The organism is Micromonospora palythoicola (assembly GCF_036689795.1).
In the GTDB taxonomy this organism is placed as follows: Bacteria; Actinomycetota; Actinomycetes; order Mycobacteriales; family Micromonosporaceae; genus Micromonospora; species Micromonospora palythoicola.
In genome coordinates, this window is sequence record NZ_JBAGKI010000081.1 from 1 (window position 1) to 23700 (window position 23700).

Genomic DNA, 23700 nt, shown 5'->3' on the forward strand with positions numbered 1-23700 from the left:
CTTCCCCCCCCCCCGCCCCCCGCGTTGGGGGGGGGCGCCGTTGGCGCCGCGCGGGGCCGCGGCGCCCCCGGGGGCGCCCCCCCCCCCCGACCGCTGGTCGCCGGCACGCGGCGCGAGGTGCCACCCGGCGACAGCGGCATGTCCAAGCCCGTCAGCGGCGCGTCGCGAAGACCACGCCGGTCAGGCAGAGCGCGCCGCCCAGCAGGGCCAGCGGTGCCGGTACCTCGCCCAACAGCGTCCAGGACAGCAGGACGGTGACCGGCGGGACCAGGTAGGTGGCGGCGGTGGTGCGCCCCGCCGTCCAGCGAGACAGCACGTAACCCCAGGTGAGGAAACCGATCGCGGTCGGGAACACGCCCAGGAACAGCACACCGACGGTGGCCGCTGGCGGGGCTGCCGCGAGTTCCGCCAGCAGCGTGGGGGCGAACGGCAGCAGGGCCGCCGTCCCGGCCAGCGCACCGAGCCAGGTCATCGTCGGCGCGTCCATCCGCGCCAGGAGACGCTTCTGCAGCAGTACGGCGAAGGCGTACAGCAGGGCGGAGAGCACCGCCAGCGCGACGCCGACCTTGTCGGCGTGCCCGGTGAAGCCACTGGCCGCGATCAGGGCCACGCCCACGAAGGCGACCGCCACCCCGACACCGAGCCGGCGGGTGAGCCGCTCACCCAGGACGAGGACCGCGGCCACCGCGACCAGGATCGGCGCGACCGCCACCAGCAGGGCCGCCGTTCCGGCGTCGACCAGCCGCTCGGCGGCGTTGAGCGCCACGTTGTACCCGCCGAACCAGGCCACGCCCCACAGCGCGACGAGTCCAAGCACCGCACCCCGGGGCGGGGTGCCCGGGCGGGTCCCGACATGCGGCGTCCGGGCGCGCCGGCGACCGGCGGTCAGCGCGACGAACACGCTCAGCGCGGCCGACGCCGCCACCATGCGGCCCAGGGCCATGGCGCCGGGGGAGTAGTCGTGCCCGGCGAACCGGATGCCCACGAACGCCGAGGCCCAGAGCAGGACCGTGGTCCCGGCCGCGGCGACGATCGGCCAGGACCGGGGCCGACCCTCCGGCCAGGTGTACGCGGGCACGGCTCGGATCGGGGCGACGGGCTCGGTCATCGACGGGCTGCTCATGTGGTGATTCTCGTTCGCCCGACGATTCAGCGCCAGCGACTGTTCCTTCACAACGATTAAGTCGCGCTTTATCGTTGGATGGTGCTCGACGTTCACCGCCTCCGGGTCTTCCGTTCCGTCGTGGCGTCCGGGTCGGTCCAGGCCGCCGCCACCAACCTCGGCTACACCCCCTCCGCCGTCAGTCAGCACCTCACCGCACTGCAACGCGAGACGGGTCTCACCCTCCTCGCCAAGGCCGGGCGAGGGCTGCGGCCCACGGCCGCCGGGCACGCTCTCGCCGCCGAGGCCGACCGGGTGCTCGCCCGGGTCGGCGCGGCCGAGTCGCTCATCGCGGATCTGCGCACCGGCCGCACCGGCACACTGTCCATCGCGTACTTCGCGTCGGTGGGCGCCGCGTGGATGCCGCACGTGGTGCGGTCCGTCCTCACCGGCTTTCCCGGCGTACGGCTCGACCTGCAACTGCGCGAACACATCCCGGACAGTCGGGAGGAGCGCGCCGACCTGCAGGTGGTCGTGGCGGGTCGCGGCTTCGACCCCGGGCCGGGCTTCACCGCCCATCACCTCCTCGACGATCCGTACGTCGCGGTGGTGCCGGTCGGGCACCGCCTCGCCGGCCGGACGGAGACCGACCTGGTCGACCTCGCCGACGAGCGCTGGGTCGACAACGACTTCGCCCGGGGCTGGTGCCGCGCCAACCTCCTCGAAGCCTGCACCGCCGCCGGTTTCCGCCCGACCTTCCGGGTCGAGGCGCACGACTACCGGACCGCGCTGGCCTTCGTCGCCGCCGGCATCGGCCTCACGGTGCTCCCCGCGCTCGGCGCGGCGCACCTGCCCGAGGGCGTGACCTGCGTGCGCCTGCTCCGCCCGACACCGACACGGTCGATCCACGTGGTGGTGCACGACGCCGTCGAGCACACCCCGGCGGCCCGCACGGCGGTCGCCGCCCTGCGCGACGCCGCCCACTCCGGCCCACCACTCCACGCTGACCATGCACTGGTCGCACCTGACGGAGCGGGGTGATTCCGGCATCCCGGTTGCCGGAACCGCATGACCTTGTCGAGGTCAGGGTGCGGGTGAGGCAGTGGAGCCCGTGGTGTCCGCCGTCGGGCCGAGGCCGACGCGTGGCGGGCCGGTTGGGCAGTGCGCCGAGGACTTCGACAAAGGCCCTAGCGGTGCAGGTGGCGCTTCCAGTCGGCCGGCACCCGGTCGGCCGGAGCCGGTGCGCCCTGCTCCGGCGGACGGTGCACCGGTGCCACCAGCGACGGACCCCGCTCGTACAGCACCTGCTCGTCGTAGTCCCAGAACCATTCCTCGCCCGGCTCGAAGCTGCGGACGAACCGGTGCCCGGTCGCGGCGTGGTGGGCGCTGGCGTGCTGGCTGGGCGAGGAGTCACAGCATCCGACGTGACCGCACTGGCCGCACCGCCGGAGGTGGAACCACCAGCCCGGCGGGTCGGCCGCCATGCAGTCGGCGCAACCCGGACCACTGGGCGGCACCTCTGGGTCGATTCCCTCCATCGCGCGTGTCCCTCCCACTCAACCGTCGGCCACCCGCGCGGCATGGCACGCGCCGGCAGGCGGGCAACTCTACCCCCGGTCCGGCGGTACGGGTCACGCACCGCTGCCTGCCCTTGCCGGGCAGCTCAGCCCGGTCGTCGGCCCGTCTCAGCGGAGCGACATCGACTGTCCGCCGGAGGGGCGAGCGCCCGCCACTCCTCGCGGGTGATGGCGTACTCGACCTCGCCCTGTTCCGTCCCGGGCAGCGGATCGTCCCAGGACGTGACGAAGGTGCGGATGTAGCGCAGGCCGACGGCCTCCATCACCCGGCGGGATCCGGTGTTCACGGTCATGGTCTGCGCGATGACCCGACGCTGGCCGACCGTGTCGAAGGCGTGCCGCAGCAGTTCCCGGCTGGCCTCGCTGGCCAGACCCTTGCCCCAGTGCCGGCGCGGCAGGCGGTAGCCGAGATCGCTGACCGTCGGGTCGTCCGGCTGGTCGGGGCCGTGTGCCGGCGGAAGCATCATCAGCCCGACGAACTCGCCGTCGTCCTCGGCCGGCGGCGGCGTCGAACCGCGCGCCCCGCCGTCGGTGCCGAACGCCATCCAGTAGCCCAGGCCGTCCACCTTGTCGGCCAGCGCCATCCGGTTCGCGTGCGACCCGACCACCTCGTCCCTGCTGCGGGCCCGGCCGTAGAGGTAGCGCAACACCTCCGGGTCGGAGTCCAGCTCGACCTCCAGGTCGAGGTGCCGGTCGGCGAGCGGGACCAGCAGCAGACGATCGGTACGCAGAATCGGTTGCGGCATCGGGCCACGATCGCACGACCCGGCACCGCACGACGCGGGATTTCCGCCTCGCCCCGAGCGGCGGCGCGGCCCGGATGCCGGCCCGGCGGTTCAACCGTCCGATCGGGGCAGTATCCGGAACACCGGGTATTCGGCGGCGATTCGCGCGAACTCCGCGAGCGGCGCCCCCCGGTGGACCGGCAGGTGCGGTCTCGCGCCCGGGGCCTTCTCCAGATAGTGGCGCAGGATCGGCGCCCGTCGCTCGACCGGCTCCTCCACCAGCAGCACCGGTCGGCGGCGGCCGTGTCGCAGCACCGCCCGCCCGGCGGCGGCCCGTACGTTCCGTACCCAGTTCGCCTGCTCGCCGAGCATCGACACCAGGTACCGCCGGCCGTCGTGGTCGACGGCGACCACGGGGAACGACACCGTCCGACCGCTACGCCGCCCCGCCACCTCCAAAGTGACCCAGTTGCCGGGGGCGAGGAAGCCCGCCGAGAACTGCCACGCCGAGACGCGGTTCATCGACCGTGCCAACCAGTTCGGTCTGCCGCTGCGGTACATCCACCGCTTGAACCGGTGGAGCGGTCGGCCGCTGACCTGTTCCATGGCGGGTCCTTCCCGGCGTCGCGTCCCTCGCGTCTACGGTAGGGCGGTGGCTGTCGGTTGCTCAGGGGCGGAAGTCCCGAGACGGCGGACGTCAGCCGGCCCGACTGACCCCCAGGGTGGATCGAGTCACCTTCCGTCGCTGCCGTCGACGCGGATGCTGAGCTGGGCGCCGAGTTCGCGGAAACCGAGCGCCCGCGCCACCCGCCGGGAGGCTGCCGGTCGAGCCCGCCACTGGGGCAACAACCCCTTGGCCAGGCTGTCCGCCGTTGCCGCGGCGGCGACGGTTCGGGCGAAGCCGCGTCCACGCCGGCTCGGCGCGGTCAGCACGCCCAGGTGGGCCACCCGTCCCGGCCAGCGCCGGTAGCCGGCCGCCGCGACGACGGCGGTTCCGACCCGCAGGACGTACGCGGCAGAGGTGATGTCGACCAGCCCGCACTCCGCCGCGTCCTCGGCCGGCACCGACGCCAGGAAGTCGACAAGATCAGGGTGGTCGACGGGTAGTCGTTCCGTCGCCTCCCGCCGGTGCGGTCGGTAGCTGTGCTCGTCGCAGTAGGCCAGGGTGGCCGGACCCAGCACCTGTGCGACAGGTAGCACGGCGGACAGTCGATCGGGGTCGGTCAGCGCCTCGACCGGGAGGGTGTGGCAGGCGCGCGTCACCATGCCCACCAGGTCATCCGTCGGTACCGTGCAGATCGCGGTGTCAGCCAGGGCGACGACGCCGACCCAGCCCGGCGGACACATCGACGAGTTCGCCGAGGCCGCCACCGCGACGTGCCGGTCGGGGAAGCTGATCGGTGCGCCGGCCAGCCCGGTCCAGACCTGCCGGGCCTGGGCCAGCAACGGGTCGACGTTCATGTCAGCAGCCTGCTGCCCGATCGTCGGCGTCGGCTACTGATATTCCCTTCGGCGCGGCCGCCTGTCCGGCCGCGAACCGTCCGCCCCCGCCGGGAACCGGCTCGGCGGTCGGGCGTCGAGCCGGTACGCCGGATGCGGCGCGCTCAGCGGGTGAGGTGCGTCCGCTGGTCGAGGTGGGCGAGCTTGTGCGGGTTGAGCACCGAGTAGAGCCGGCTGATCCGGCCGTCGACGATGAGCAGGTTGACGACCGCGAACAGTCTGCCGTCGAGGTCGAACCGGACCGCGACGGCGCCGTTTATCCACATCGGCGTGACCTGGTAATCGAGACCCATCTCGGCCAGCTTGGCCAGCAGCGGTGCCACCCGCCGGGCGCTCTCGACGGGACGGCGGGCCGCGGGGGCGAGGCCACCGCTGTCGGCGACCACGATCACGTCGGGCGCCAGCACGTCGAGCAGTTCCCGCAGGTCACCCCCGCGTACCGCGGCCAGGAAGCGGTCCACGACGGCCTCCTGCTCGGCGCGGCTGACCCGTACCCGTGGGCGCCGCGCCGCCACGTGTTCCCGGGCGCGGTGGGCGATCTGGCGGACCGCTGCCGGTGTCCTGCCGACGGCCGCGGCGATCTCGTCGTACGGGGTGTCGAACACCTCGCGTAGCACGAACACGACCCGCTCGGTGTGGCCCAGCGTCTCCAGCACGGTGAGCATGGCGAAGGACACGCTCTCCGCGAGTTCCACGTCCTCGGCCACGTCGGGACTGGTCAACAGCGGTTCGGGAAGCCACTGCCCGGTGTACTCCTCGCGCCGCCGGGCCAGCGTACGTAGCCGGTTGAGGGCCTGGCGGGTGACGATCCGCACCAGGTAGGAGCGCGGGTTGCGGACCTCGGCCCGGAGTCCGGTGTCGAGGTCCGCCCACCGCAGCCAGGTCTCCTGCACGACGTCCTCGGCGTCGGCGGCGGAGCCGAGCATCTCGTAGGCGACGGTGAACAGCAGGCTGCGGTGCGCGACGAACGGGTCGCCGATCATGCCGGCGAGGTTACGCGGCTCGGCCGGGCCAGGGGCGGTAGGCCACACGCCGCCGCCATGCCCTGCGCCTCGATGCCGAGCGCGACGTTCATCCGCGCGGCCAGGTTCGCGGCGGCGACGAACGCGGTGAGTTCGACAAGCGCCGGGGCCCCGAGTCGGGTGAGCAGTCGGGCGGAGAGGTCGTCGGTGACGGTCGGTGGGGTCTGCGACATCGCCTCCGCGTACGCCAGGACGTCGCGTTCCAGCGAGGTGAAGACCTCCGATTCGCGCCACCGGGGCACCTCGCGGGCCTTGGTCAGGTCGAGCCCCTCGTGGTGCGCCTGGAAGTAGCCCAGGTCGAGGCAGAAGGAGCAGCCGATCAGGGAGACGGCCGCCATGTGGGCGTACGACTTGAGATCCTGGTCGCAGGCGTTCCACCGGGTGGCCGCCCGTCCCATGCCCAGGCTGGTGCGCAGCACCCGCCGGTTGTGCCACATGACTCCGAGCGCGTCGGGCACCGTGCCGAACTTCTTCCTGATGATCCGCTTGAGCAGGGCGCCGTGCACGCCGGTGAGTTCCGCTGCGGGAATGCGGGCCATGTCTCCTCCTCGCCTGTCGGTCCTGCCCATCCAGACACCGACCGGCGAGGCGCTGTGACAGCCCGGCCGGAAACACCGACCAAGCGTTTGCATGACCATACGCCATGGTGCATACTTTTCCTTGTGTCCAAGGTCCTGACCTCCCTGCCCACCGGTGAACGTGTCGGCATCGCCTTCTCCGGCGGCCTCGACACCTCCGTCGCGGTCGCGTGGATGCGCGACAAGGGCGCCATTCCGTGCGCCTACACCGCCGACATCGGCCAGTACGACGAACCCGACATCGCCTCGGTGCCCGACCGGGCACTCAGCTACGGCGCCGAGGTCGCCCGGCTCGTCGACTGCCGCGCGGCCCTGGTGGAGGAGGGCCTGGCCGCGCTGACCTGCGGCGCCTTCCACATCCGCTCGGGCGGGCGGGCCTACTTCAACACCACGCCGCTGGGGCGCGCCGTCACCGGCACGCTGCTGGTGCGAGCGATGATCTCCGACAACGTGCAGATCTGGGGCGACGGCTCGACCTTCAAGGGCAACGACATCGAGCGGTTCTACCGCTACGGCCTGCTGGCCAACCCGCAGCTGCGCATCTACAAGCCGTGGCTGGACACCGACTTCGTCGGCGATCTGGGCGGTCGCAAGGAGATGTCGGAGTGGCTGCTGGCCCGGAACCTGCCGTACCGGGACAGTACCGAGAAGGCGTACTCCACCGACGCCAACATCTGGGGTGCCACGCACGAGGCGAAGACCCTCGAACACCTCGACACCGGCATCGAGACGGTCAACCCGATCATGGGCGTCCGGTTCTGGGATCCGTCGGTGGAGATCCCCACCGAGGACGTGACGATCGGCTTCGACCAGGGCCGGCCGGTGACCATCAACGGCAAGGAGTTCGGCAGCGCGGTCGACCTGGTGCTGGAGGCCAACGCCATCGGTGGCCGGCACGGGCTCGGCATGTCGGACCAGATCGAGAACCGGATCATCGAGGCCAAGAGTCGGGGCATCTACGAGGCCCCCGGCATGGCGCTGCTGCACGCCGCGTACGAGCGGCTGGTCAACGCCATCCACAACGAGGACACCCTGGCCAACTACCACAACGAGGGCCGTCGGCTGGGTCGGCTGATGTACGAGGGCCGGTGGCTGGACCCGCAGGCGCTGATGCTGCGTGAGTCGCTGCAACGCTGGGTCGGCACGGCCGTCACCGGCGAGGTGACGCTGCGGCTGCGTCGGGGTGAGGACTACTCGATCCTGGACACCACCGGTCCGGCCTTCAGCTACCACCCGGACAAGCTGTCGATGGAGCGTACGACGGACTCCGCCTTCGGCCCGGCCGACCGCATCGGCCAGCTCACCATGCGCAACCTCGACATCGCCGACTCCCGGGCAAAGTTGGAGCAGTACGCGCACCTGGGCATGGTCGGCGGCGCCCCGCAGCGGGTGGTCGGTGCCGCCCAGGCGGCCTCGACCGGGCTGATCGGCGCGATGCCGGAAGGTGGCGCGGAGGCCATCGCCTCCCGGGGAGTCCCGTCGGCCGAGGACGAGGCGCTCGACCGCGCCGCCATGGAGTTCGGCGTCGACTGAGCGGTCCCGGATCACCTCGGACCGGCCATCGCGGTCGATCGGGTCGAGGTGTCCGCGGGCGTTGGTGGTGAAGAGCCGGCTTCCGTCGGGCCCATAGACTCGACGCCATGTGTGGGACCGCGGTCGGGGGCGTGCCGACGCGCCTCCGACGCTGGCTCCAGGTTCTCGCCGCCAGCGTCGTGGCGGTGCTCGCGTGGGCCGGCTACTGGTGGCTGGCCGTACCGCGCTTCGACCTGTGCGCGGCGGTCCTGCCGGCGCCGGCCGGCTGCCGCAGCGCCGACCGGATACCCACCGCGACCCTCTGGACGGTGGTCGTCGCGCTACTCCACCTGGCGACCGTCGTCGTCGCCCTGACCCAGCCACCCGGCCGGCGGTGGCCCTTCGCGGCGGGGGTCACCCTGCTGGCGGGCGCGGCGGCGTACGGCTACCGGGCGGTGCTCTACACGATCTGATCCGCGGCCGCGCTCCGGCGGTCGCCAGGTCGGGACCGACGGTCGAGGTCGGGCTCGGGACATCGGATCGACCTCGCGGCGGCGGCTCCGGTGCCGCGCCGTCGTGTCGTGCGGTCACGTCCGGTCGCCGGGGCGGCACGATGGGTGGCGAACCGATAGCATCGTCGGTGTTCGATGGCTCTCGTCGAGCTGCGGGTACAACGGGGACCGCAACGGGGGCCGGTCGGAGAGGCAGCAGATGCGCTCACCGCAGGTCCATCCGCACGTGCGGTCCACCTCACGCCGGCTCGCCGCGACGGTGGTGGCCGTCGCGGTCGCGACGGCGTCACTCGTCGTCGGCGGCACACCCGCCGCCGCCGAGCCGGCCGCGATCATCGGCGCCGCGGAGCCCACCGCCGTGCCGGGCAGCTACATCGTGGTACTGAAGGACAACGTCGTGCTCCACGGCACCGGCGTGCTGGCCAGGGACGGTCGGATGCCGCGCGGCGTCCTGACCACATCGGCTCGTCGCGCCGCCGAGGACGCGGTGGAGGACACCGCGCGGGCGCTGGTCGGCCGGCATGGCGGTATGGTCGAGCACCGTTACTCGGCCGCCCTGCGTGGCTTCACGATCCGGGCCAGCGAGGCGGCGGCCCGGCGGATCGCCGCCGAACGTTCGGTGGCCTTCGTCGAGCAGAACCGTCGGATACGGCTGACGGAACCCACGTCGCTCGTCACCCCGCTCGGCACCCAGCCGAACCCACCCTCGTGGGGCCTGGACCGGGTCGACCAGCACCACCTGCCGCTGGACAATTCGTTCAGCCATCCGTCCTCCGGCGGCCAGGGCGTGCACGCCTACGTCATCGACTCCGGCATCCGTTTCACCCACCAGGACTTCGGCGGCCGGGTCGTCAACGGCATCGACGTGGTCGACGGTGGCGCCGCGGACGACTGCTACGGGCACGGCAGCCACGTCGCCGGCACCCTGGGTGGCGCGACATACGGAGTGGCCAAGAACGTCACCCTGGTCGCGGTGCGGGTATGGGCGTGCGATGCCACCGGCGACATCGCCACCACCACCCAGGCGATCGACTGGGTCACCGCGAACGCCCAGCAGCCCGCCGTGGCCAACATGAGCTTCGGTCGGCCGATCTCGCTCAGCCCCGGTGCCTACGAGGCCGCCACCACCGGCTTGATCAACTCCGGGGTGACCGTGGTGGCCTCGGCCGGCAACGACGCCGGCGACGCCTGCTCGAAGACTCCGGCCCTCATCCCGGCGGCGCTCACCGTCGGGTCCACCTGGCCGGACGACGGCGCCGCCTGGTTGAGCAACCACGGCCCGTGCGTGGACCTGTTCGCGCCCGGGCAGAGCATCGTCTCCGCCGGCCACGCCAGCGACACCGCCGTGGCGACGAAGACCGGCACCTCGATGGCCGCGCCGCACGTGGCCGGTGCCGCGGCGCTGATCCTCGCCGCGAACCCGACCTGGACCCCGGCCCAGGTGCACGCCCGGGTGCTGGCCGACGCTACCCCGGGTGTCGTCTTCAACACCCGGCCCAATACCACCGGCCGCATGCTGTACGTGCCGTCGTCCTGAGCCCGGCGCGGTCCCGCCCGCCGGCCGACGGGCGGGACCGCCGGCGCTGGTCCGGCCCGTCCCGGTCGTCAGTCGGCAGGCTCGACGGTGATGACGAGCTTGCCGGCCGGCTGACCGGCGGTGAAGTGGCGCAGCGCGTCCGCCGTCTCGGCGAGCGGATAGCCGCGCTCGACCTGGGGGGTGAGTGCGCCGGACTCGGCGAGGTCGCGCAACGCGTCGAGGTCCTCGACGCGTTCCCCGGCGCTGACGGCGCGCAGCCGGTGACCGACCACCGTCGACAGCAGCGGCGCGCCGAACATCTGTCGGCCGTAGCCGCCGAGCAGCGCGCCCCGGGTCCAGTCGCCGCCGACCAGGGCCAGCGTCCCGCGTGGCGTGAGCGCGCGGCGCAGCAGCGACAGCGGCCGGTTGCCGCCGGTGTCGATGACCGCGTCGTACACCGGGCCGTCCCGGTCGATCTCCTCGCGGGTGTAGTCGAGCACGTCGTCGGCGCCGAGGGAGCGGACGAAGTCGGTCTTCGTCGGGGAGCAGACGCCGGTGACCGTCGCCCCGTGGGCCTTGGCGATCTGCACGGACTGGGAACCGACGCCACCGGAGGCGCCGATGACCAGCACCCGGTGACCCGGTCGCACCCGGGCGGTGTCGCGGACCGCGCGCAGGGCGGTCATCCCGGAGACGGGTACGGCGGCGGCCTGCGCGAATGTCAGGTTCGCCGGCTTGCCGGCCAGCCGCCGCTCGTGGCTGGCCGTGAACTCGGCGTACGACCCGCGCAGCGTGGTGCCGTACACCTCGTCGCCGGGCCGGAAGCGGGTCACCCGGGTGCCGACCTCGACCACCACGCCGGCCACGTCCCGGCCGAGGACCGGTACCCGGGGTCGGCGCAGCCCGGCGGCGAGTCGGACCAGGTAGGGGCGGCCGGTAAGGAAGATCAACACCCCCGGGTCGACACCGGCGGCGTGGACCCGCACCAGCACCTCGTGGTCGCCGACGCCGGGACGGTCGAGGTCGCGGAGTCGTACGGTGGACGGCGGGCCGTAGTGGTCGTGCACGATGGCCTTCACGATGCCTCCTCGGGATACTGGAACACCTCGTCGAGCCGTACGCCGAGCACGTGGGCGATCCGGAAGGCCATTTCCAGCGAGGGGGAGTAGCGGCCCTGCTCGATGGCGATGACGGTCTGCCGGGTCACGCCGATGCGCTCGGCCAGCGCTGCCTGGGTCATCTCGTCGCGGGCGAACCGCAGCGCCCGGATGTTGTTGGTGACGCGGGTCGGTTTCACCACTGCGGCACGCCCCTGCGGTAGACGATCACCTTCGCCAGCGAGCCGACCACCGCGGACAGCACGAAGCAGAGGTAGACCACGTTGGCGATCCAGAACCAGTGCCACTGCGCCACCGCCATGAGCATCGCCGCCACCGCGCCGATCACCACGAACGCCTGCCCGACGTGGTCGCCCAGCCGCCCGATCTCCCGGTCGCGCACGTCGCTGACCCGCGAGGCACGCGGATTCACCACGCCGAGCCCGATCTCGAGGAGCATGCTGGCGGCGATGGCGCCGCCGACCGTCCAGAGCAGGACGCCGGCGTACGGCGTCGCGGTCAGCCGGCCGTCGTCGACCCGGCTCAGGACCACGGCCACGTAGACGGCGTAACCGATCACGCTGACCACCAGCATGATCCAGGCCCGCTTCTCCTGATGGGTCATGACGACTCCCCGATGTAAAGAATTCATGACATCACGAGAGTAAGGCTTTCTAGACATCATGTCCAGAAAGCTTTACATCGCGGATCGTGCCGCCGGATGGTCCAGGCCGTCATCGGGCTCAGCGTCGGGCGGCGCGCAGGGCGTCGTGCAGCTCCCGTGCCACCTGTGCCAGCGCCGCCTCGGCCGCCGGCTGCACGGCCGCCGGCACCGCCGACTCGCTCAGCGCGGCCACCGCGTACGCCTGCCCGTCGGCGTGCTCGACCACGCCGACCTCGTGCCGCAGGTTCAGCAGCGTGCCGGTCTTCGACGACCAGCGGGAGGCGTCGGAGCTGAAGTCCGGGGCGAGCCGCTGCCGCAGCAGGTTGTCACCCATCAGCTCGCGCACCCGGGCCGCCACCGCCGCCGGGATCCGCGACGGGCGCCACAGCGCGTGCAGCAGGTCGACGAAGGCGCGGGCCGAGCCGGCGTTGGCCCGGCCCACGTCCAGCTGGGCGATCGGATGGCCCTGACCGGCGGTGGTCGCCGACGCGGCGAGGGCGTGCGCCAGATGCACCTCCGGGGCGAGCCGCTCGGCCGGGGTGTCGGTGAGGTCGCGGGTGCGGTGCCGGACGCTGATCCCCTCGATGCCGAACCGGCGCAGCGTGTCGGCGACCGTCGGGGGCGGGGTGAGGGCGAACAGCGCGTCCGAGGCGCCCTCGTCGCTGATCGCCACGCTGAGGTAGAGCAGGTCGTCGATCGCCACGGTGGCCGAGTGCCGGAACCGGCTCAACCCGGTCGGACCGGGGGTGCGGACCCGGCCGGGCGTCACCGTGATCCCGCAGGCGCCGTCGAGTTCGCCGCGGTCGATCCGATCCACTGTGGCCACCGCCAGCGGCACCTTCACCAGGGACGCGACGGGCAGCACCACGTCGGCGTCGAGGCCCAGCTCGTCGCCGGTGTCGAGGTCGCGGACCAGCAGGCAGCCGCGCAGGCCGGCGTCGCGCAGCGTCTGCCGGGCGGTGCGGAGCAGTCGGCCGACCGTCATGCCGCCTCCGGTACGCCCAGACAGCGGCCCACGGCGGCGCCCAACGCGCCACGCAGCCGCTCGGCGTCCTCCCGCAGACCGGCCGTCACCTGGTAGCCGCGGACCGGTCGCGGCTCGCCGAGGGGCCGCCAGTGCAGCCCGAGTTCGTCGGCCTCGGCGGGGGAGCAGAGCACCAGGTCGGTGCCGGCGAGCGCCTCGGCGGCGGCATCGACCACGGACGCCGCGACCGCCACCTGGGTCGGCTGCAACCCGACGGCGTCGCGGAGCCGGTCCAGCGGGTCGCGCACGTGCGGCACGTCGTCCTCGGGCGCGATCCAGACCCGACGCCGACGCCCCCGACGGTCCGCCCGTGGCGGACGCAACGTCTCCAGCCGGACCAGCTCCACACCCGGGTCGGCACCGCCCGCGAGCCCCAGCGGCACCCGCCACGCGGCCTCGTCCGCCGGTACGCAGACGAGCGCGGCCCGCACCTCGTGGCGCTGTCGCAGCCGGGCCCGTTCCGCCGGCTCGCCCCGACACAGCTCCAGGTGCAGGTCGTGCCGGCGGGCCTCGACGACCAGCTGAGCCAGCGATCGCGGAGCGCAGATCGCCGGCACGGCCAGCCGGAACGGGCGCAGCCGGGCCCGCTCCGCGTCGTGTTCCATGGCCTCCGCCAGGTCCACGATCCGCCGGGCCGAGGCGAGCATGTCCCGCCCGAACGGAGTGAGCGTGACGCTGCGCGAGGTGCGGTCGAACAGGCGCCCACCGAGGTGACGCTCCAGCGCGGCCACCCGTCGGCTCGCCACCGACTGCGGGATGCGGGCCACCGAGGCGCCGACGGTGAAGCTGCCGTGGGTGCCGACCGACACGAACGCCCGGCAGGCCGCCACCAAATCCACACCGGCATGCTATGCCGATTCGGCATCGGTGGCGTGCTTGGTGTCTTCGACAGCATGAGGCGGCGCTGCGAATCTGGGTGCCGGCCGCCCGGACGACGTCCGGCAGACCGGTTGATCGAGGGAAGGACCCAGCTGTGACCAGTACCGACCGCCGTACCCGTGGCATCGCGCTCGCGCTGACACTCGGCCTGCTCGCCGGCTGCTCCGCCGGCAGCCCGTCCGCGCCGACGCCGACGGCGTCGACCCCGACGGCGTCCGCCGCGCCGGTCACCGTCGACTTCGCTCCGCTCGAGCGCGAGTTCGACGCCCGGCTCGGTGTGTACGCGATCGACACCGGCAGCGGCGGCACCGTCGCGCACCGGGCCGACGAGCGCTTCGCGTACGCCTCGACCTTCAAGGCCCTCGCCGCCGGCGCGGTGCTCGCCGCGACCTCGGACGCGGAGCTGGACCGGGTCGTCAGCTACTCCCGTGACGACCTGGTCACCTACTCGCCGATCACCGAGCGGCACGTCGACACCGGCCTGTCGCTGCGGGCGATCGCCGACGCGGCGGTGCGCTACAGCGACAACACCGCCGGGAACCTGCTGCTCAAGCAGCTCGGCGGGCCCACGGGCTTCAAGCGGGTGCTGCGCGGGGTCGGCGACGAGGTGACCGAGCCGGTGCGCTGGGAGACCGAGCTCAACGTGTACGTCCCGGGCGAGCGACGCGACACCAGCACACCCCGGGCCCTGGCCGGCACGCTGCGGGCGTACGCGGTCGACGACGTCCTCAGCCGGGCCGACCGGGCCGTGCTCGTGGACTGGCTCACGCGCAACACCACCGGTGACAAGACGATCCGGGCCGGCGTGCCCGAGGGCTGGACGGTGGGTGACAAGACCGGCTCGGCCGACCATGGCACCCGCAACGACATCGCGGTCATCTGGCCGCCGGACCGGGCGCCGATCGTGCTGGCCGTGCTCTCCGACCGGACCGAGCCCGACGCCGAGCGCGACGACGCCCTGCTCGCCCGGGCCGCCGAGCTGACCCTCGACGCGCTGAGCTGAGCCGGCCGCTGCAGCCGGGACCGGCCACCGGGGCGACGTGACGGTCGTCCTGGTGGCCGGTCCCGGTCGGTGGCTCGGCTCGTGTGTGTCCCGGTTCCGGCCGCGCCGCCCGTCGGCGCGGCCGGAACCGGGCGACCGTCAGGGGGTCGGGACCGTGGCGGGACCGGTCAGGTCGAAGTCGGCGGCGACCGGGCTGTGGCCGATCCGCACCGGCTGCGCCTCGGACACCTGGGCGGCGTTGGGGAACCAGCGGCTCGGCGCGTACGCGCAGTCGCACCGCAGCAGCACCCGCTGCCCCGGTAGCAACCGGAGCGTGTAGTCGGCGCCGACGTCGACCACCCCCGTCACGTCGCCGGTGCGTGCGTGGAAGGCGATCACCTGGGAGTAGTTCGGCAACTCGTCGACGGCGATGGTCCCGGTGACCACGGTGCCCGCGACGAGCGTCTGGTTGCTGGTGACCGTCGTGCCGGACCGGACCCGTACGGTGTCGGCTTTCGTGCGGTCGGCCACCCCGCCGGACCACTGGCTGGCCAGAAGGTACCCGGTGTAGTACAACGGCCAGCGGTACGGCCCGAGGCCGGAGAGGTTGTACCGGCCGTCGTCGTCGGTGATGGCGCCGTAGTCGCTGTTCTTGGGATCGGGGACCACCGGCAGGGGCATGGCGTAACCGCCGGAGACCGGCGTGCCGTCCGCCGCGCGGGTGACCCGGCCGGTGACGGTGCCCGGCGCGTCGAACCGGACCGTCGGGGCGGTGACGGTGGCACCCGGACGCACCTTGATGATCACGCCGCGCTCCCGCTGCCCGGTGCCGCCGTGCCGGCCGACCCACTGCAGGCCGTGCTGCGCGTTGTCGTAGGGCGCGGCGAGCAGATGATAGCGGCCGGGCGGCACGCTGCTGGCGAGCACGTCGCCACCGTCGACGCCGGTGCAGCCGCCGTGCCGACCGTCCTGCACCTCGCCGAGACTCACGACGGTGAGCAGGTCGCGGTCGACCGGGACCAGGGACACGCACCCTGGTACGGCGGCCCCGGTGGCCCGGTCACGCAGGGTGGTCCGTACCTCGCCGGGGGTGGCGGCAGTCATCGTGGTGAATGAGGGCGCGGCGGCGGTGGCGGGCGGGGCGGCGGCGGACTGGGCGAGCCCGGGGCTCGCGGCGGCGGGCAGCGGCAGGCTGACGACGAGCAGAGCGACGGTGAGTGGGACGGCGTGACGTGGTGACCGCGGCATCGGCGGGATCCTCTCCACCCGGCGGACGAAACCCACTCACGGTAGCCGCCGTGACGGAATCGTCACGCGTTGTGTCGGGAGACGGTCAGGGGATCGGCCACTCGTGGACCGGGCGGTTGCTGTGCATCAGCTCCACGTAGTGCCGGACCACCTGGCGCAGGGCGTCCGGGCGGTCCAGCTGATCGGTCGACTCCAGCCGGTGCAGCGTCGCCACCTGCCAGGTGGCGCCGTTGCGGCCGGTCAGGCAGCGTTGCTCGATGATGCCGAGCAGCCGGTCCCGCTCGTCCGGCTCGACGCCCCACCGGTCCAGACCGTGGTGGGCCAGCGGCAGCAGGCGGCGCAGCACCAGCTCGGCGACCGGCAGGTAGCCCAGGCCGGGCCAGAAGACGTGGGCGTCGATGCCGTGCCGGGCGCAGGTGTTGAAGTTCTCCTCGGCGGCGCTGAACGACATCTGGGACCACAGCGGCCGGTCGGCCTCGGCGAGCGCGCGGACCAGCCCGAAGTAGAACGCCCCGTTGGCGATGGTGTCCAGCACGGTCGGTCCGGCCGGCAGGACCCGGTTCTCCACCCGCAGGTGCGGGCGACCCCGCAGCACGTCGTAGACCGGCCGGTTCCACCGGTAGATGGTGCCGTTGTGCAGCCGCAACTCGGCCAGGGCCGGTACCCCTCCGGCGGCGAGCGTCTCCGACGGGTCCTCCGGGTCGCAGACCGGCAGCAGCGCCGGGAAGAAGCGCACGTTCTCCTCGAACAGGTCGAACACGGAGGTGATCCACCGTTCACCGAACCAGACCCGGGGGCGTACGCCCTGGGTCTTGATCTCCTCCGGCCGGGTATCGGTGGCCTGCTGGAACAGGGGGATACGGGTCTCCCGCCACAGTTCGCGGCCGAAGAACAGCGGTGAGTTCGCGCCGAGCGCCACCTGGATCCCGGCGATGGCCTGGGCGGCGTTCCAGTAGTCGGCGAACTGGGCGGGGCCGACCTGGAGGTGGAACTGGGTGCTGGTGCACGCCGCCTCGGGCGTGATCGTGTCGGCGGTGACCGCCAGCCGCTCCACCCCGTTGATGGCGATCCGCAGATCCTCTCCCCGGGCCGCGAAGATCTGCTCGTTGAGCAGCGCGTACCGGGGGTTGGCCGACAGGGTGGCGGCGGTCAGGTGCTCCGGCAGCACGGTCGGCAGGATGCCGATCATCACCAGTTGGGCGTCGACCGTGCGGGCCCGCTGGTCGGCCGCGTTCAGGGCGGCCCGTACGTGTTCCTCGAACTCGGCGGTGCCGGTGCCGGCCAGCCGCCGTGGTGCGACGTTGATCTCGACGTTGAACTGGCCGAGCTCGGTCTGGAAGCTCGGGTCGGCCACCGCGCGCAACACGTCGGTGTTGCGCATCGCCGGCATCGAGTCGGCGTCGACCAGGTTCAGCTCGATCTCCAACCCGGTCATCGGCCGCTCGACGTCGAACCGGGACTCGCGCAGCATCTCGGCGAAGACGTCGAGACAGCGGCGCACCTTGTCCCGGTAGCGAGCCCGATCCTGGCGGCTGAAGGTCTGCACGCCGACTTCCTCGCCCATAGGTCACCACCCTGTCACCGCTGGTACCCCAAACGTCGCACGTCCATGCCACCCACGCCAGGCCGGGACCGGTCGAGAGGATCCGTACCATGGCGGGCGTGCGAGACAAGGTGACCCGACTGTTCGTGGTGGCGGCGATCGCCGAGGCGATCTCCTGGGCCGGGCTGCTGGCCGGGATGGTGGCCAAGTACGGCCCGCCCGGCAACGAGGTGGGAGTGCAGGTCTTCGGCCCGATCCACGGCGCGCTCTTCGTCGCGTACGGCGTGCTGGTGCTGGCGGTGGCCCGGGTGCACCGGTGGAGCCCGCCGGCCACGCTCGTGGCGCTGGCCTGCGCGGTGCCGCCGTTCGCCACCGTCGTCTTCGAGCGTTGGGCGCGGCGGCGGGGGATGCTCGGCCCCGTCGCGCCGGCCCGGCAGCCGGCTCCGGTCGGCTGACGCCGGGCCGGCTCGTCCCGCCGTCGACGCGCGTCGGCGGGGTCAGCCGGACGACCGCCTCAGGTCACCGCCGCGCAGGCGGCCACCGTGGCGAGGACCAGCACCCCCAGCACCGCCTGGAGCAGCAGCGGTGGGCCCAGGTGCGACCACATGGTGGCGGTGCGCGGCCGGAGCAACTGCCCGGTGGTGAGGTTGACGATCCGTTCGATCTTCGGCGCCAGGTCGGGATCGCCCTGGTCGCGCAGGGTCAGCTGGACGTGGTCGGCCGGATGCAGCGCACTCTGCGGCAGGTGCCCGTGCAACTCCACCTCGTAGAGCCGGCCGGCACCGTCGCGGAGGCGGACCGGAGTGACCAGGTACTCAGGGCCCTTCTTCAGCTCCTTGAAGCTGCGCCGGCCCGTGCCGGAACCGGCCGACAGCAGGGCTCGCACCAGCCTGGCCAGCAGGCCCGCCACGCCGGCCGCGGCGAGCACCACCACCAGCGCCGGCTGCCCCACCCGCACCTCCCGGGGATAGCCGTCCATCAGGCGCACGATCTGCGCGGTGAGGATCCGACCGGTGGGGTGCAGACTGCGCCGGGAGTACGATGTCGCGTCCATTTCCACCACCCAGAGTCCGCCTACGCCTACAGATCGTATCGATCCCCGGGGTTGAACGACGTGAATGAAAACCGGTCACGCGGTTGCCGGCAGGTGACAAGCACGGCGACGCGGGTAAGCGGTGGGTCGAGCCGGAAAGGGGTCGAGCATGCAGCTGTCCTTCCTGCGCCCGCTGTACCAGCGTCCGGGCCCGTGGTGCTCGGTCTACCTGGACGCCTCCCTGGACACCGAGGACGCGCACGCGGCACTCGATCTGCGTTGGCGTGGTCTGCAACGGCAACTGGCCGAACAGGGGGCGGACGAGCCGACGATCGCCGCGATCGACCGGGTGGTCCGGGGGCACGATCCGATGCCCGGCGACTACGGGTTGGCCGTGTTCGGTACCCAGGGACAGGTGGTGCTCTCCGAGTACCTGTCCGCCCCGCCGCGTCGGGATCTGGCCGCGTACGCCCCGCTGCCGCACGTGATGCCGCTGCTGGCCCAGCGCGGTGAGCAGGTGGCGTGGGTGCGGGTGCTCGCCGACCGCACCGGTGCCGACGCGATGTCGGTGAGCGCCGGTGGCGTGCCGCGCCGGGCCCACGTGACCGGCCGGGAGAGTTACCAGCTGCGCCGGGTCAAGCCCGGCGGCTGGTCCCAGTCGCGCTACCAGCGGGCCGCGATGGAGGCATGGCATCACAACGCCGGTGACGTCACCGCCGCGACCGTCGAACTGGCCGAGCGGGTCGGTGCCGAGGTGGTGGTGGTGGCCGGCGACGTCCGTGCCACCGGGATGATCGCCGCGCAGATGCCGGACCGCTGGCAGGACCTGGTGGTACGCACCGACGCCGGTTCCCGGGCCGGCGGCGCCGACCAGAGCCTGCTCGACGACCTGACCGTGCAGACCATCGCCGAGGTGGCCGACCAGCGGGTGCACGCGGCCCTGGACCGCTTCGGCACGCAGGAGGACGTGGGCGCCGGGCTCGACGCCGTGGTGGCCGCGTTGCAGCGCAACCAGGTCGACACGATGCTGATCGTCGACGACCCCTCGGCCGACGGCCACCTCTGGATCGGCCCGGCGGCCACCGACATCGCCACCGAGCCGGGACACCTGGCCACGGTCGCCGAACCGGAACGGGTCCGGGCCGACGCGGCGCTGGTGCGTGCCCTGGTGGGCACCGACGCCGAACTGACCGTGCTCGGCCCCGACGAGGCGCCGGAGCTGGTGGACGGGGTGGGCGCGGTGCTGCGCTACGTCGACCCGGTCACCCCGGGACGGGGCGGTGCCTGACCCGGGCGTCGCTGACGCGGTGGTCGACCGGCTGCGGGCCTGGCGGATCCCGCGCGTCTTCGGCCACCCGCAGGAGGCGGTCGCGGCGGTTGTCGAGGCGCTCGACGCCACCGGTGGCGACCCGCAGTTCGTACCCGTCCGCGACGCGGCGGACGCCGCGGTGATGGCGGCCGGGCACGCCCGGTTCACCGGCGAGCCGGGCGTCTGCCTGGCGGCCGGCGGTGCGGCCGCCGCGGGCCTGCTCGCGGGGCTCGACGCCGCCCGCGGCGCCGGCCTGCCGGTGCTCGCCGTCGTCGCCGAGCCGGTCGTCGCCGAGCCGGTCGTCGCCGGGTCCGAGGCCGCCCGGGTCGTCCACCGGCAGCTCGCCGAGGTGTGCCACCGCCTCCGGTACGTCACCGAGCCGGCGCGGGCGCCGGAGCTGGTGGACGAGGCGCTGCGCGCCGCGACGCGCGCCCCCGGTCCGGTGGGCATGGTCGTGCCGCACTCGGCGCGGAACGGTGCGACGCGGGGTCGCGGCGCCGGCATCGACGTCCGGCTGGTGCTCGACGAACTGTCCGGTCGGCTACCCCCGAACAGCGTGGTGACCGCCGACGGCGCCGGGCCGACGGTCGGGTTCGCCAACCCGGCGGGTTCGCCGGCCGAGGTTGTCATCGGTCCGGCCGGGCTGCCCGGAAGCGCGCTGCCGTACGCCCTCGCGGCGAAAATGGCCGCGCCTGACCGGCCGGTGATCGCTCTCGTCACCGACGACGGGATGCGCTCGCACGGGCTGTCCGAGCTGGTCACCATCGCGCGGCGGCGACCGGCATGGCCCGACCCGCGTCTGGTGGTGCTGGTGCACAACACCCGGTCCGGTCACCCCCGGTGCTTGGACCCGGCCCGGCCGGTCACCGACGACGTCCCGTACGCCGGCTGGGCCCGGTTGCTCGGCCTGCACGGGATGCGCGTCGACCGGCCGGAGCTGGTCGGCGCGGCCTGGGACGAGGCGCTGAACGCCGACCGCCCGTGCGTGCTGGAGATCGTGACGAACGCCCTGACCTTCGGCTCGTGGAACCGGCAGGGATCCGACAACATCGGGGATTCTGCTGTCCCAGGCGACGGCGATAGCGCGACATCCCCGATGTTGCTGGATGGCGGCCGTGCGTCGGCGATGGCGGGCTGGCGCTCGTGGTGGGAAGGGGCAAGATCCGCTGATTGATGCCGTCCGGTGGGGAGATGCCCTGTTTAAGCCGCATCGTGGCGGGAAGCCGGGCCGCGTGGTGAGCGATCGAGGGAAGGTGGGACCGGTGCGCAAGGTGCGCCCGGGACTGACGGCGGCCGGTGCCGGGATGGCCGGTGACCGCGTCGTCGCGGCCGGCAGCACCGCCCGGATCCTGGTCGCGGCCATCGCCCGCGCGCTGAGCGGCAGCGACTGCGCCGATCTCGGGCACGTCGGACCGGTGTCCCGGTTCGCCGGCACACCCGACCCGGTGCGGCGGGCGGCGGCGATCCGGTCCGCCGGCCGGACCGCCCTGACCGCCGGGCAGGCCGCCGAGGTCGACGCGGGGCGGGTCGCCCGGTGGTTCGTCGACCAGTACCCGCGACGCCGGTATCCGGGGGCGCTGCTGGGCTCCCCGCACGGCGGCGTCGCGCATCTGGCGGCGGCGCTGGGCATGCCCTGGCTGCCCGCCGGCTTCGAGATGATCGCGCACTGGCCGCAGGGCGCGGTGGACCGGCCGCGCGCCGCCCTCGATCACGGGGCGGCGCTCGCCGGCCGGGTGCTCGCCGGCAGTCCCGACCTGCACGTGCGGCAGGTGCACTGCCCGGCCAGCCGGGGTGCGCTGGCCGGGGCGACCGTGGCGTTGACCGGCCGTTGGCGGGCGCTGCCGGCGGCGTACCGTAGCTTCCTGGCCGACCGGCTGACCCCCGGCGCCCCGGTGCTGATGCTGCGCGACACCCGGACCTGGCCGGTGGTCGACGCCGCCGACGGACACAGCTTCCAGCTCGGCTGCCCGGCCAGTGGCCTGAACCCGGTGGACTTCCATCCCGACAGCCACGCGCTGCGGCAGGTGCTGCGCGCTGCCGGCGGTGACAGCGAACGCTGGGAACCGCCGGAGATCTCCGCCCCGCCGGCCGCCGCCGAGCACGGCGTGGAGTCCGGTTTCGACCGGGGCGTACGGGACTGGACCTCCCGGCACGGTCATCCGCTGCACCAGATCCTGGTGCCCACGCCCGCGGCGCTCAGCGCGGCCACGGCGGACCTGTACCGGCGCTGGCTGCGGGCCGCCGGGAAGACCGGTGACCGCCTGGTGGTGGAGTGCGGGCGGCTGCTCGACCCCTGGCAGGTGCTCCGGGCCGGGCTGGTGCCGTACTGGTGCGAGAACGCCACCCGGCGCAGCGTCGAGCAGGTGGAGTGGTGGTTGGCCGGCAGCGAGTCGTTCACCTCGGTCGACGTGCTGCCGGAGCCGCCCGGCGTACGCTCACCGGCGCTGGCCGGGCTGCCGCAGTGGCTGGCGGTCGCCGGCTTCGGCCGGCGGCGGCGGGCCCTCGACCGCACCTCGGCGCGCGGCTACCCGGTCACCTCGGTGCCCACCCGCAGAGCCACCGAGGTGCTCCGCGCCCAGCCGTACGACCTGCCCAGTCCGGCGCCGCTGGGCGCCGGCGAGGCCCTGGCCGCGCTGCGCGACGGCGGCAGCCACCACGGCCTGCTGATCTGTTGAGACCGGGCTGACGAAACATCCTCGCGAACCCGCGATCCCGTGATTGAGTACCTACGGAGCGGGAACACCGCCGGCTGCGACAGGCTGATCACCTCGCGTGGCGCGGCGCCGTCGCCCGCTGACATCCCAGTCACGTAACCCAGTCACAGGCCCGTGCGTGCCTACGCGCGTGCCCGGTGTCGACGAATCCGGGCGGGGTCCTCTCCGAGGGAGGCGCGGATGTTCGGACAGACCACCACAACCACACCACCAACCACCGATCGGGGGCTCGAGGACCTCGACGCCGCGGCGTTGGCTTACGCGGCACGGATCGAAGGGCTACCGCCGGAGCGGCGCCAGGAGGCCCGCGACGACCTGGTCCGCTTCGCGTTGCCGTTCGCGGGTCGGTTGGCCCGCCGCTACCGGGGGCGCGGGGAGCCGTTGGAGGATCTGGAACAGGTGGCCCGCCTGGGGCTGGTCAACGCCGTCGACCGGTACGACCCGGAACGGGGTTCCTTCACCGCGTACGCGGCGATCACCATCGTGGGTGAGATCAAGCGGCATTTCCGGGACCGCACCTGGGGCGTGCACGTGCCACGCCGCTTGCGCGACCTGATCCTGGAGGTCGGCCAGGCGACGGCGGCGCTGACCAGTGAGCTGTCCCGGGCACCCACGGTGGCCGAACTGTCCAAACGGTTGGAGACGCCGGAGGAGGAGATCCTCGCCGCGCTGGAGTCGGCCGCCGGCTACAGCCCGGCGTCGCTCAACGCGCCGGTCGGCGGGGAGAGCTCGGCGGAGTTCGGCGACCTGGTCGGCGAGTCGGACATCGCGTTGGAGTCGGTGGACGACCGGGTGACCGTCAGCGGCCTGTTGCACCGGTTGCCCTGGCGGGAGCGGCGCATCCTGGCCATGCGGTTCTACGGCAATCAGACCCAGGCCGAGATCGCCGCCCGCTTCGGCATCTCCCAGATGCACGTGTCCCGGTTGTTGTCCAGGGCGCTGACCTGGCTGCGCCAGGCGATGCTCGCCGACGCGCCGCCGCCGTGGCAGAACGGTCCGGGCGAGTCCGAGGCGGCCAACCAGACGCGCGCCGTGGCTCCGGTACGCGGCCGCTGACCGGTCGTCAGGACGTCGTGGGGGGGGGGGCCGCCCCGGGGGCCCCCCCCGGGTGGCCGCCCCCCCGCGCCGGGGGCGGGGGGGGGCCGCCCCCCCCCCGGGGGGGC

Annotated in this window: 25 protein-coding genes; 10 read left to right on the top strand and 15 right to left on the bottom strand. The window is 73.4% G+C overall.

Going from position 1 to position 23700, the window contains the following annotated elements:
• Positions 1 to 151: 151 nt before the first annotated feature.
• Positions 152 to 1123, bottom strand: a complete 972-nt coding sequence (locus V5O40_RS24810) for a DMT family transporter (protein ID WP_332907705.1) — start codon at positions 1121 to 1123, stop codon at positions 152 to 154.
• Positions 1124 to 1204: 81 nt separating this feature from the next.
• On the opposite strand from V5O40_RS24810, the gene V5O40_RS24815 reads away from it, so the two are divergent.
• Complete coding sequence (locus V5O40_RS24815; protein ID WP_332907706.1) at positions 1205 to 2143, top strand: LysR family transcriptional regulator; 939 nt, start codon at positions 1205 to 1207, stop codon at positions 2141 to 2143.
• A gap of 146 nt (positions 2144 to 2289) precedes the next feature.
• On the opposite strand, the gene V5O40_RS24820 is transcribed toward V5O40_RS24815, so the two are convergent.
• The 6 genes from V5O40_RS24820 to V5O40_RS24845 all read right to left on the bottom strand — a co-directional run bounded on the left by V5O40_RS24820 (position 2290) and on the right by V5O40_RS24845 (position 6465).
• Positions 2290 to 2640 carry a UBP-type zinc finger domain-containing protein gene (locus V5O40_RS24820; protein WP_332907707.1) on the bottom strand — a complete coding sequence of 117 codons (351 nt, stop codon included), beginning with the start codon at positions 2638 to 2640 and terminating at the stop codon, positions 2290 to 2292.
• 125 nt (positions 2641 to 2765) lie between these two features.
• Positions 2766 to 3425 carry a GNAT family N-acetyltransferase gene (locus V5O40_RS24825; protein WP_332907708.1) on the bottom strand — a complete coding sequence of 220 codons (660 nt, stop codon included), beginning with the start codon at positions 3423 to 3425 and terminating at the stop codon, positions 2766 to 2768.
• Between the two features lie 90 nt (positions 3426 to 3515).
• Positions 3516 to 4010: a nitroreductase/quinone reductase family protein gene (locus V5O40_RS24830; protein WP_332907709.1), complete on the bottom strand. Its 495-nt coding sequence runs from the start codon at positions 4008 to 4010 to the stop codon at positions 3516 to 3518.
• Between the two features lie 126 nt (positions 4011 to 4136).
• Positions 4137 to 4865 (bottom strand): GNAT family N-acetyltransferase, encoded by a 729-nt coding sequence (locus V5O40_RS24835; protein WP_332907710.1) that lies wholly within the window; start codon positions 4863 to 4865, stop codon positions 4137 to 4139.
• A 143-nt stretch (positions 4866 to 5008) separates the two neighbouring features.
• On the bottom strand, positions 5009 to 5887 hold the full coding sequence (locus V5O40_RS24840) for an RNA polymerase sigma-70 factor (RefSeq protein ID WP_332907711.1): 879 nt from the start codon (positions 5885 to 5887) through the stop codon (positions 5009 to 5011).
• Positions 5884 to 6465 carry a carboxymuconolactone decarboxylase family protein gene (locus tag V5O40_RS24845; RefSeq protein WP_332907712.1) on the bottom strand — a complete coding sequence of 194 codons (582 nt, stop codon included), beginning with the start codon at positions 6463 to 6465 and terminating at the stop codon, positions 5884 to 5886. The genes V5O40_RS24840 and V5O40_RS24845 overlap by 4 nt, the downstream gene beginning before the upstream one ends.
• A gap of 123 nt (positions 6466 to 6588) precedes the next feature.
• Here V5O40_RS24845 and argG point away from each other — a divergent pair, with 123 nt between their 5' ends.
• The 3 genes from argG (at position 6589) to V5O40_RS24860 (ending at position 10065) form a co-directional block, all read left to right on the top strand.
• Positions 6589 to 8037 carry an argininosuccinate synthase gene (gene argG / locus V5O40_RS24850; protein WP_332907713.1) on the top strand — a complete coding sequence of 483 codons (1449 nt, stop codon included), beginning with the start codon at positions 6589 to 6591 and terminating at the stop codon, positions 8035 to 8037.
• 107 nt (positions 8038 to 8144) lie between these two features.
• On the top strand, positions 8145 to 8489 hold the full coding sequence (locus V5O40_RS24855; protein WP_332907714.1) for a hypothetical protein: 345 nt from the start codon (positions 8145 to 8147) through the stop codon (positions 8487 to 8489).
• Between the two features lie 238 nt (positions 8490 to 8727).
• Entirely contained in the window at positions 8728 to 10065 is a 1338-nt protein-coding gene (locus V5O40_RS24860) for a S8 family peptidase (protein ID WP_332907715.1), read from the top strand.
• Between the two features lie 68 nt (positions 10066 to 10133).
• Here the strand turns inward: V5O40_RS24860 and V5O40_RS24865 are convergent, their stop codons facing one another.
• The 5 genes from V5O40_RS24865 to V5O40_RS24885 form a co-directional block, all read right to left on the bottom strand.
• Positions 10134 to 11123: an NAD(P)-dependent alcohol dehydrogenase gene (locus V5O40_RS24865; protein ID WP_332907716.1), complete on the bottom strand. Its 990-nt coding sequence runs from the start codon at positions 11121 to 11123 to the stop codon at positions 10134 to 10136.
• Positions 11120 to 11344: a helix-turn-helix transcriptional regulator gene (locus V5O40_RS24870; protein WP_281604306.1), complete on the bottom strand. Its 225-nt coding sequence runs from the start codon at positions 11342 to 11344 to the stop codon at positions 11120 to 11122. The genes V5O40_RS24865 and V5O40_RS24870 overlap by 4 nt, the downstream gene beginning before the upstream one ends.
• Complete coding sequence (locus V5O40_RS24875; RefSeq protein WP_332907717.1) at positions 11338 to 11766, bottom strand: hypothetical protein; 429 nt, start codon at positions 11764 to 11766, stop codon at positions 11338 to 11340. The genes V5O40_RS24870 and V5O40_RS24875 overlap by 7 nt, the downstream gene beginning before the upstream one ends.
• A gap of 118 nt (positions 11767 to 11884) precedes the next feature.
• Positions 11885 to 12790, bottom strand: a complete 906-nt coding sequence (locus V5O40_RS24880) for a serine hydrolase (RefSeq protein ID WP_332907718.1) — start codon at positions 12788 to 12790, stop codon at positions 11885 to 11887.
• Entirely contained in the window at positions 12787 to 13668 is an 882-nt protein-coding gene (locus V5O40_RS24885) for a LysR family transcriptional regulator (protein ID WP_332907719.1), read from the bottom strand. The genes V5O40_RS24880 and V5O40_RS24885 overlap by 4 nt, the downstream gene beginning before the upstream one ends.
• A gap of 134 nt (positions 13669 to 13802) precedes the next feature.
• On the opposite strand from V5O40_RS24885, the gene bla reads away from it, so the two are divergent.
• Positions 13803 to 14711: a class A beta-lactamase gene (bla, locus tag V5O40_RS24890; RefSeq protein WP_408631944.1), complete on the top strand. Its 909-nt coding sequence runs from the start codon at positions 13803 to 13805 to the stop codon at positions 14709 to 14711.
• Positions 14712 to 14849: 138 nt separating this feature from the next.
• Here the strand turns inward: bla and V5O40_RS24895 are convergent, their stop codons facing one another.
• Both V5O40_RS24895 and V5O40_RS24900 read right to left on the bottom strand, forming a co-directional pair.
• On the bottom strand, positions 14850 to 15938 hold the full coding sequence (locus tag V5O40_RS24895) for a hypothetical protein (protein ID WP_332907720.1): 1089 nt from the start codon (positions 15936 to 15938) through the stop codon (positions 14850 to 14852).
• An 85-nt stretch (positions 15939 to 16023) separates the two neighbouring features.
• The gene (locus V5O40_RS24900) at positions 16024 to 17502 is read right to left on the bottom strand and encodes a glutamate--cysteine ligase (RefSeq protein WP_332907721.1); all 1479 of its coding nucleotides are present in this window, start codon (positions 17500 to 17502) and stop codon (positions 16024 to 16026) included.
• A gap of 89 nt (positions 17503 to 17591) precedes the next feature.
• Between V5O40_RS24900 and V5O40_RS24905 the strand changes: the two genes are divergently transcribed.
• Positions 17592 to 17936 (top strand): DUF3817 domain-containing protein, encoded by a 345-nt coding sequence (locus V5O40_RS24905; protein ID WP_332907722.1) that lies wholly within the window; start codon positions 17592 to 17594, stop codon positions 17934 to 17936.
• 59 nt (positions 17937 to 17995) lie between these two features.
• On the opposite strand, the gene V5O40_RS24910 is transcribed toward V5O40_RS24905, so the two are convergent.
• Entirely contained in the window at positions 17996 to 18535 is a 540-nt protein-coding gene (locus tag V5O40_RS24910) for a hypothetical protein (protein ID WP_408631945.1), read from the bottom strand.
• Between the two features lie 148 nt (positions 18536 to 18683).
• Here V5O40_RS24910 and V5O40_RS24915 point away from each other — a divergent pair, with 148 nt between their 5' ends.
• The 4 genes from V5O40_RS24915 (at position 18684) to V5O40_RS24930 (ending at position 23593) form a co-directional block, all read left to right on the top strand.
• Entirely contained in the window at positions 18684 to 19802 is a 1119-nt protein-coding gene (locus V5O40_RS24915; RefSeq protein ID WP_332907724.1) for a baeRF2 domain-containing protein, read from the top strand.
• On the top strand, positions 19795 to 20997 hold the full coding sequence (locus V5O40_RS24920; RefSeq protein WP_332907725.1) for a thiamine pyrophosphate-binding protein: 1203 nt from the start codon (positions 19795 to 19797) through the stop codon (positions 20995 to 20997). Before V5O40_RS24915 ends, V5O40_RS24920 begins: the two co-directional genes overlap by 8 nt.
• Positions 20998 to 21127: 130 nt before the next feature.
• Entirely contained in the window at positions 21128 to 22498 is a 1371-nt protein-coding gene (locus V5O40_RS24925) for a hypothetical protein (protein ID WP_332907727.1), read from the top strand.
• A 219-nt stretch (positions 22499 to 22717) separates the two neighbouring features.
• Positions 22718 to 23593, top strand: a complete 876-nt coding sequence (locus tag V5O40_RS24930; protein ID WP_164447257.1) for a SigB/SigF/SigG family RNA polymerase sigma factor — start codon at positions 22718 to 22720, stop codon at positions 23591 to 23593.
• Positions 23594 to 23700: the final 107 nt, after the last annotated feature.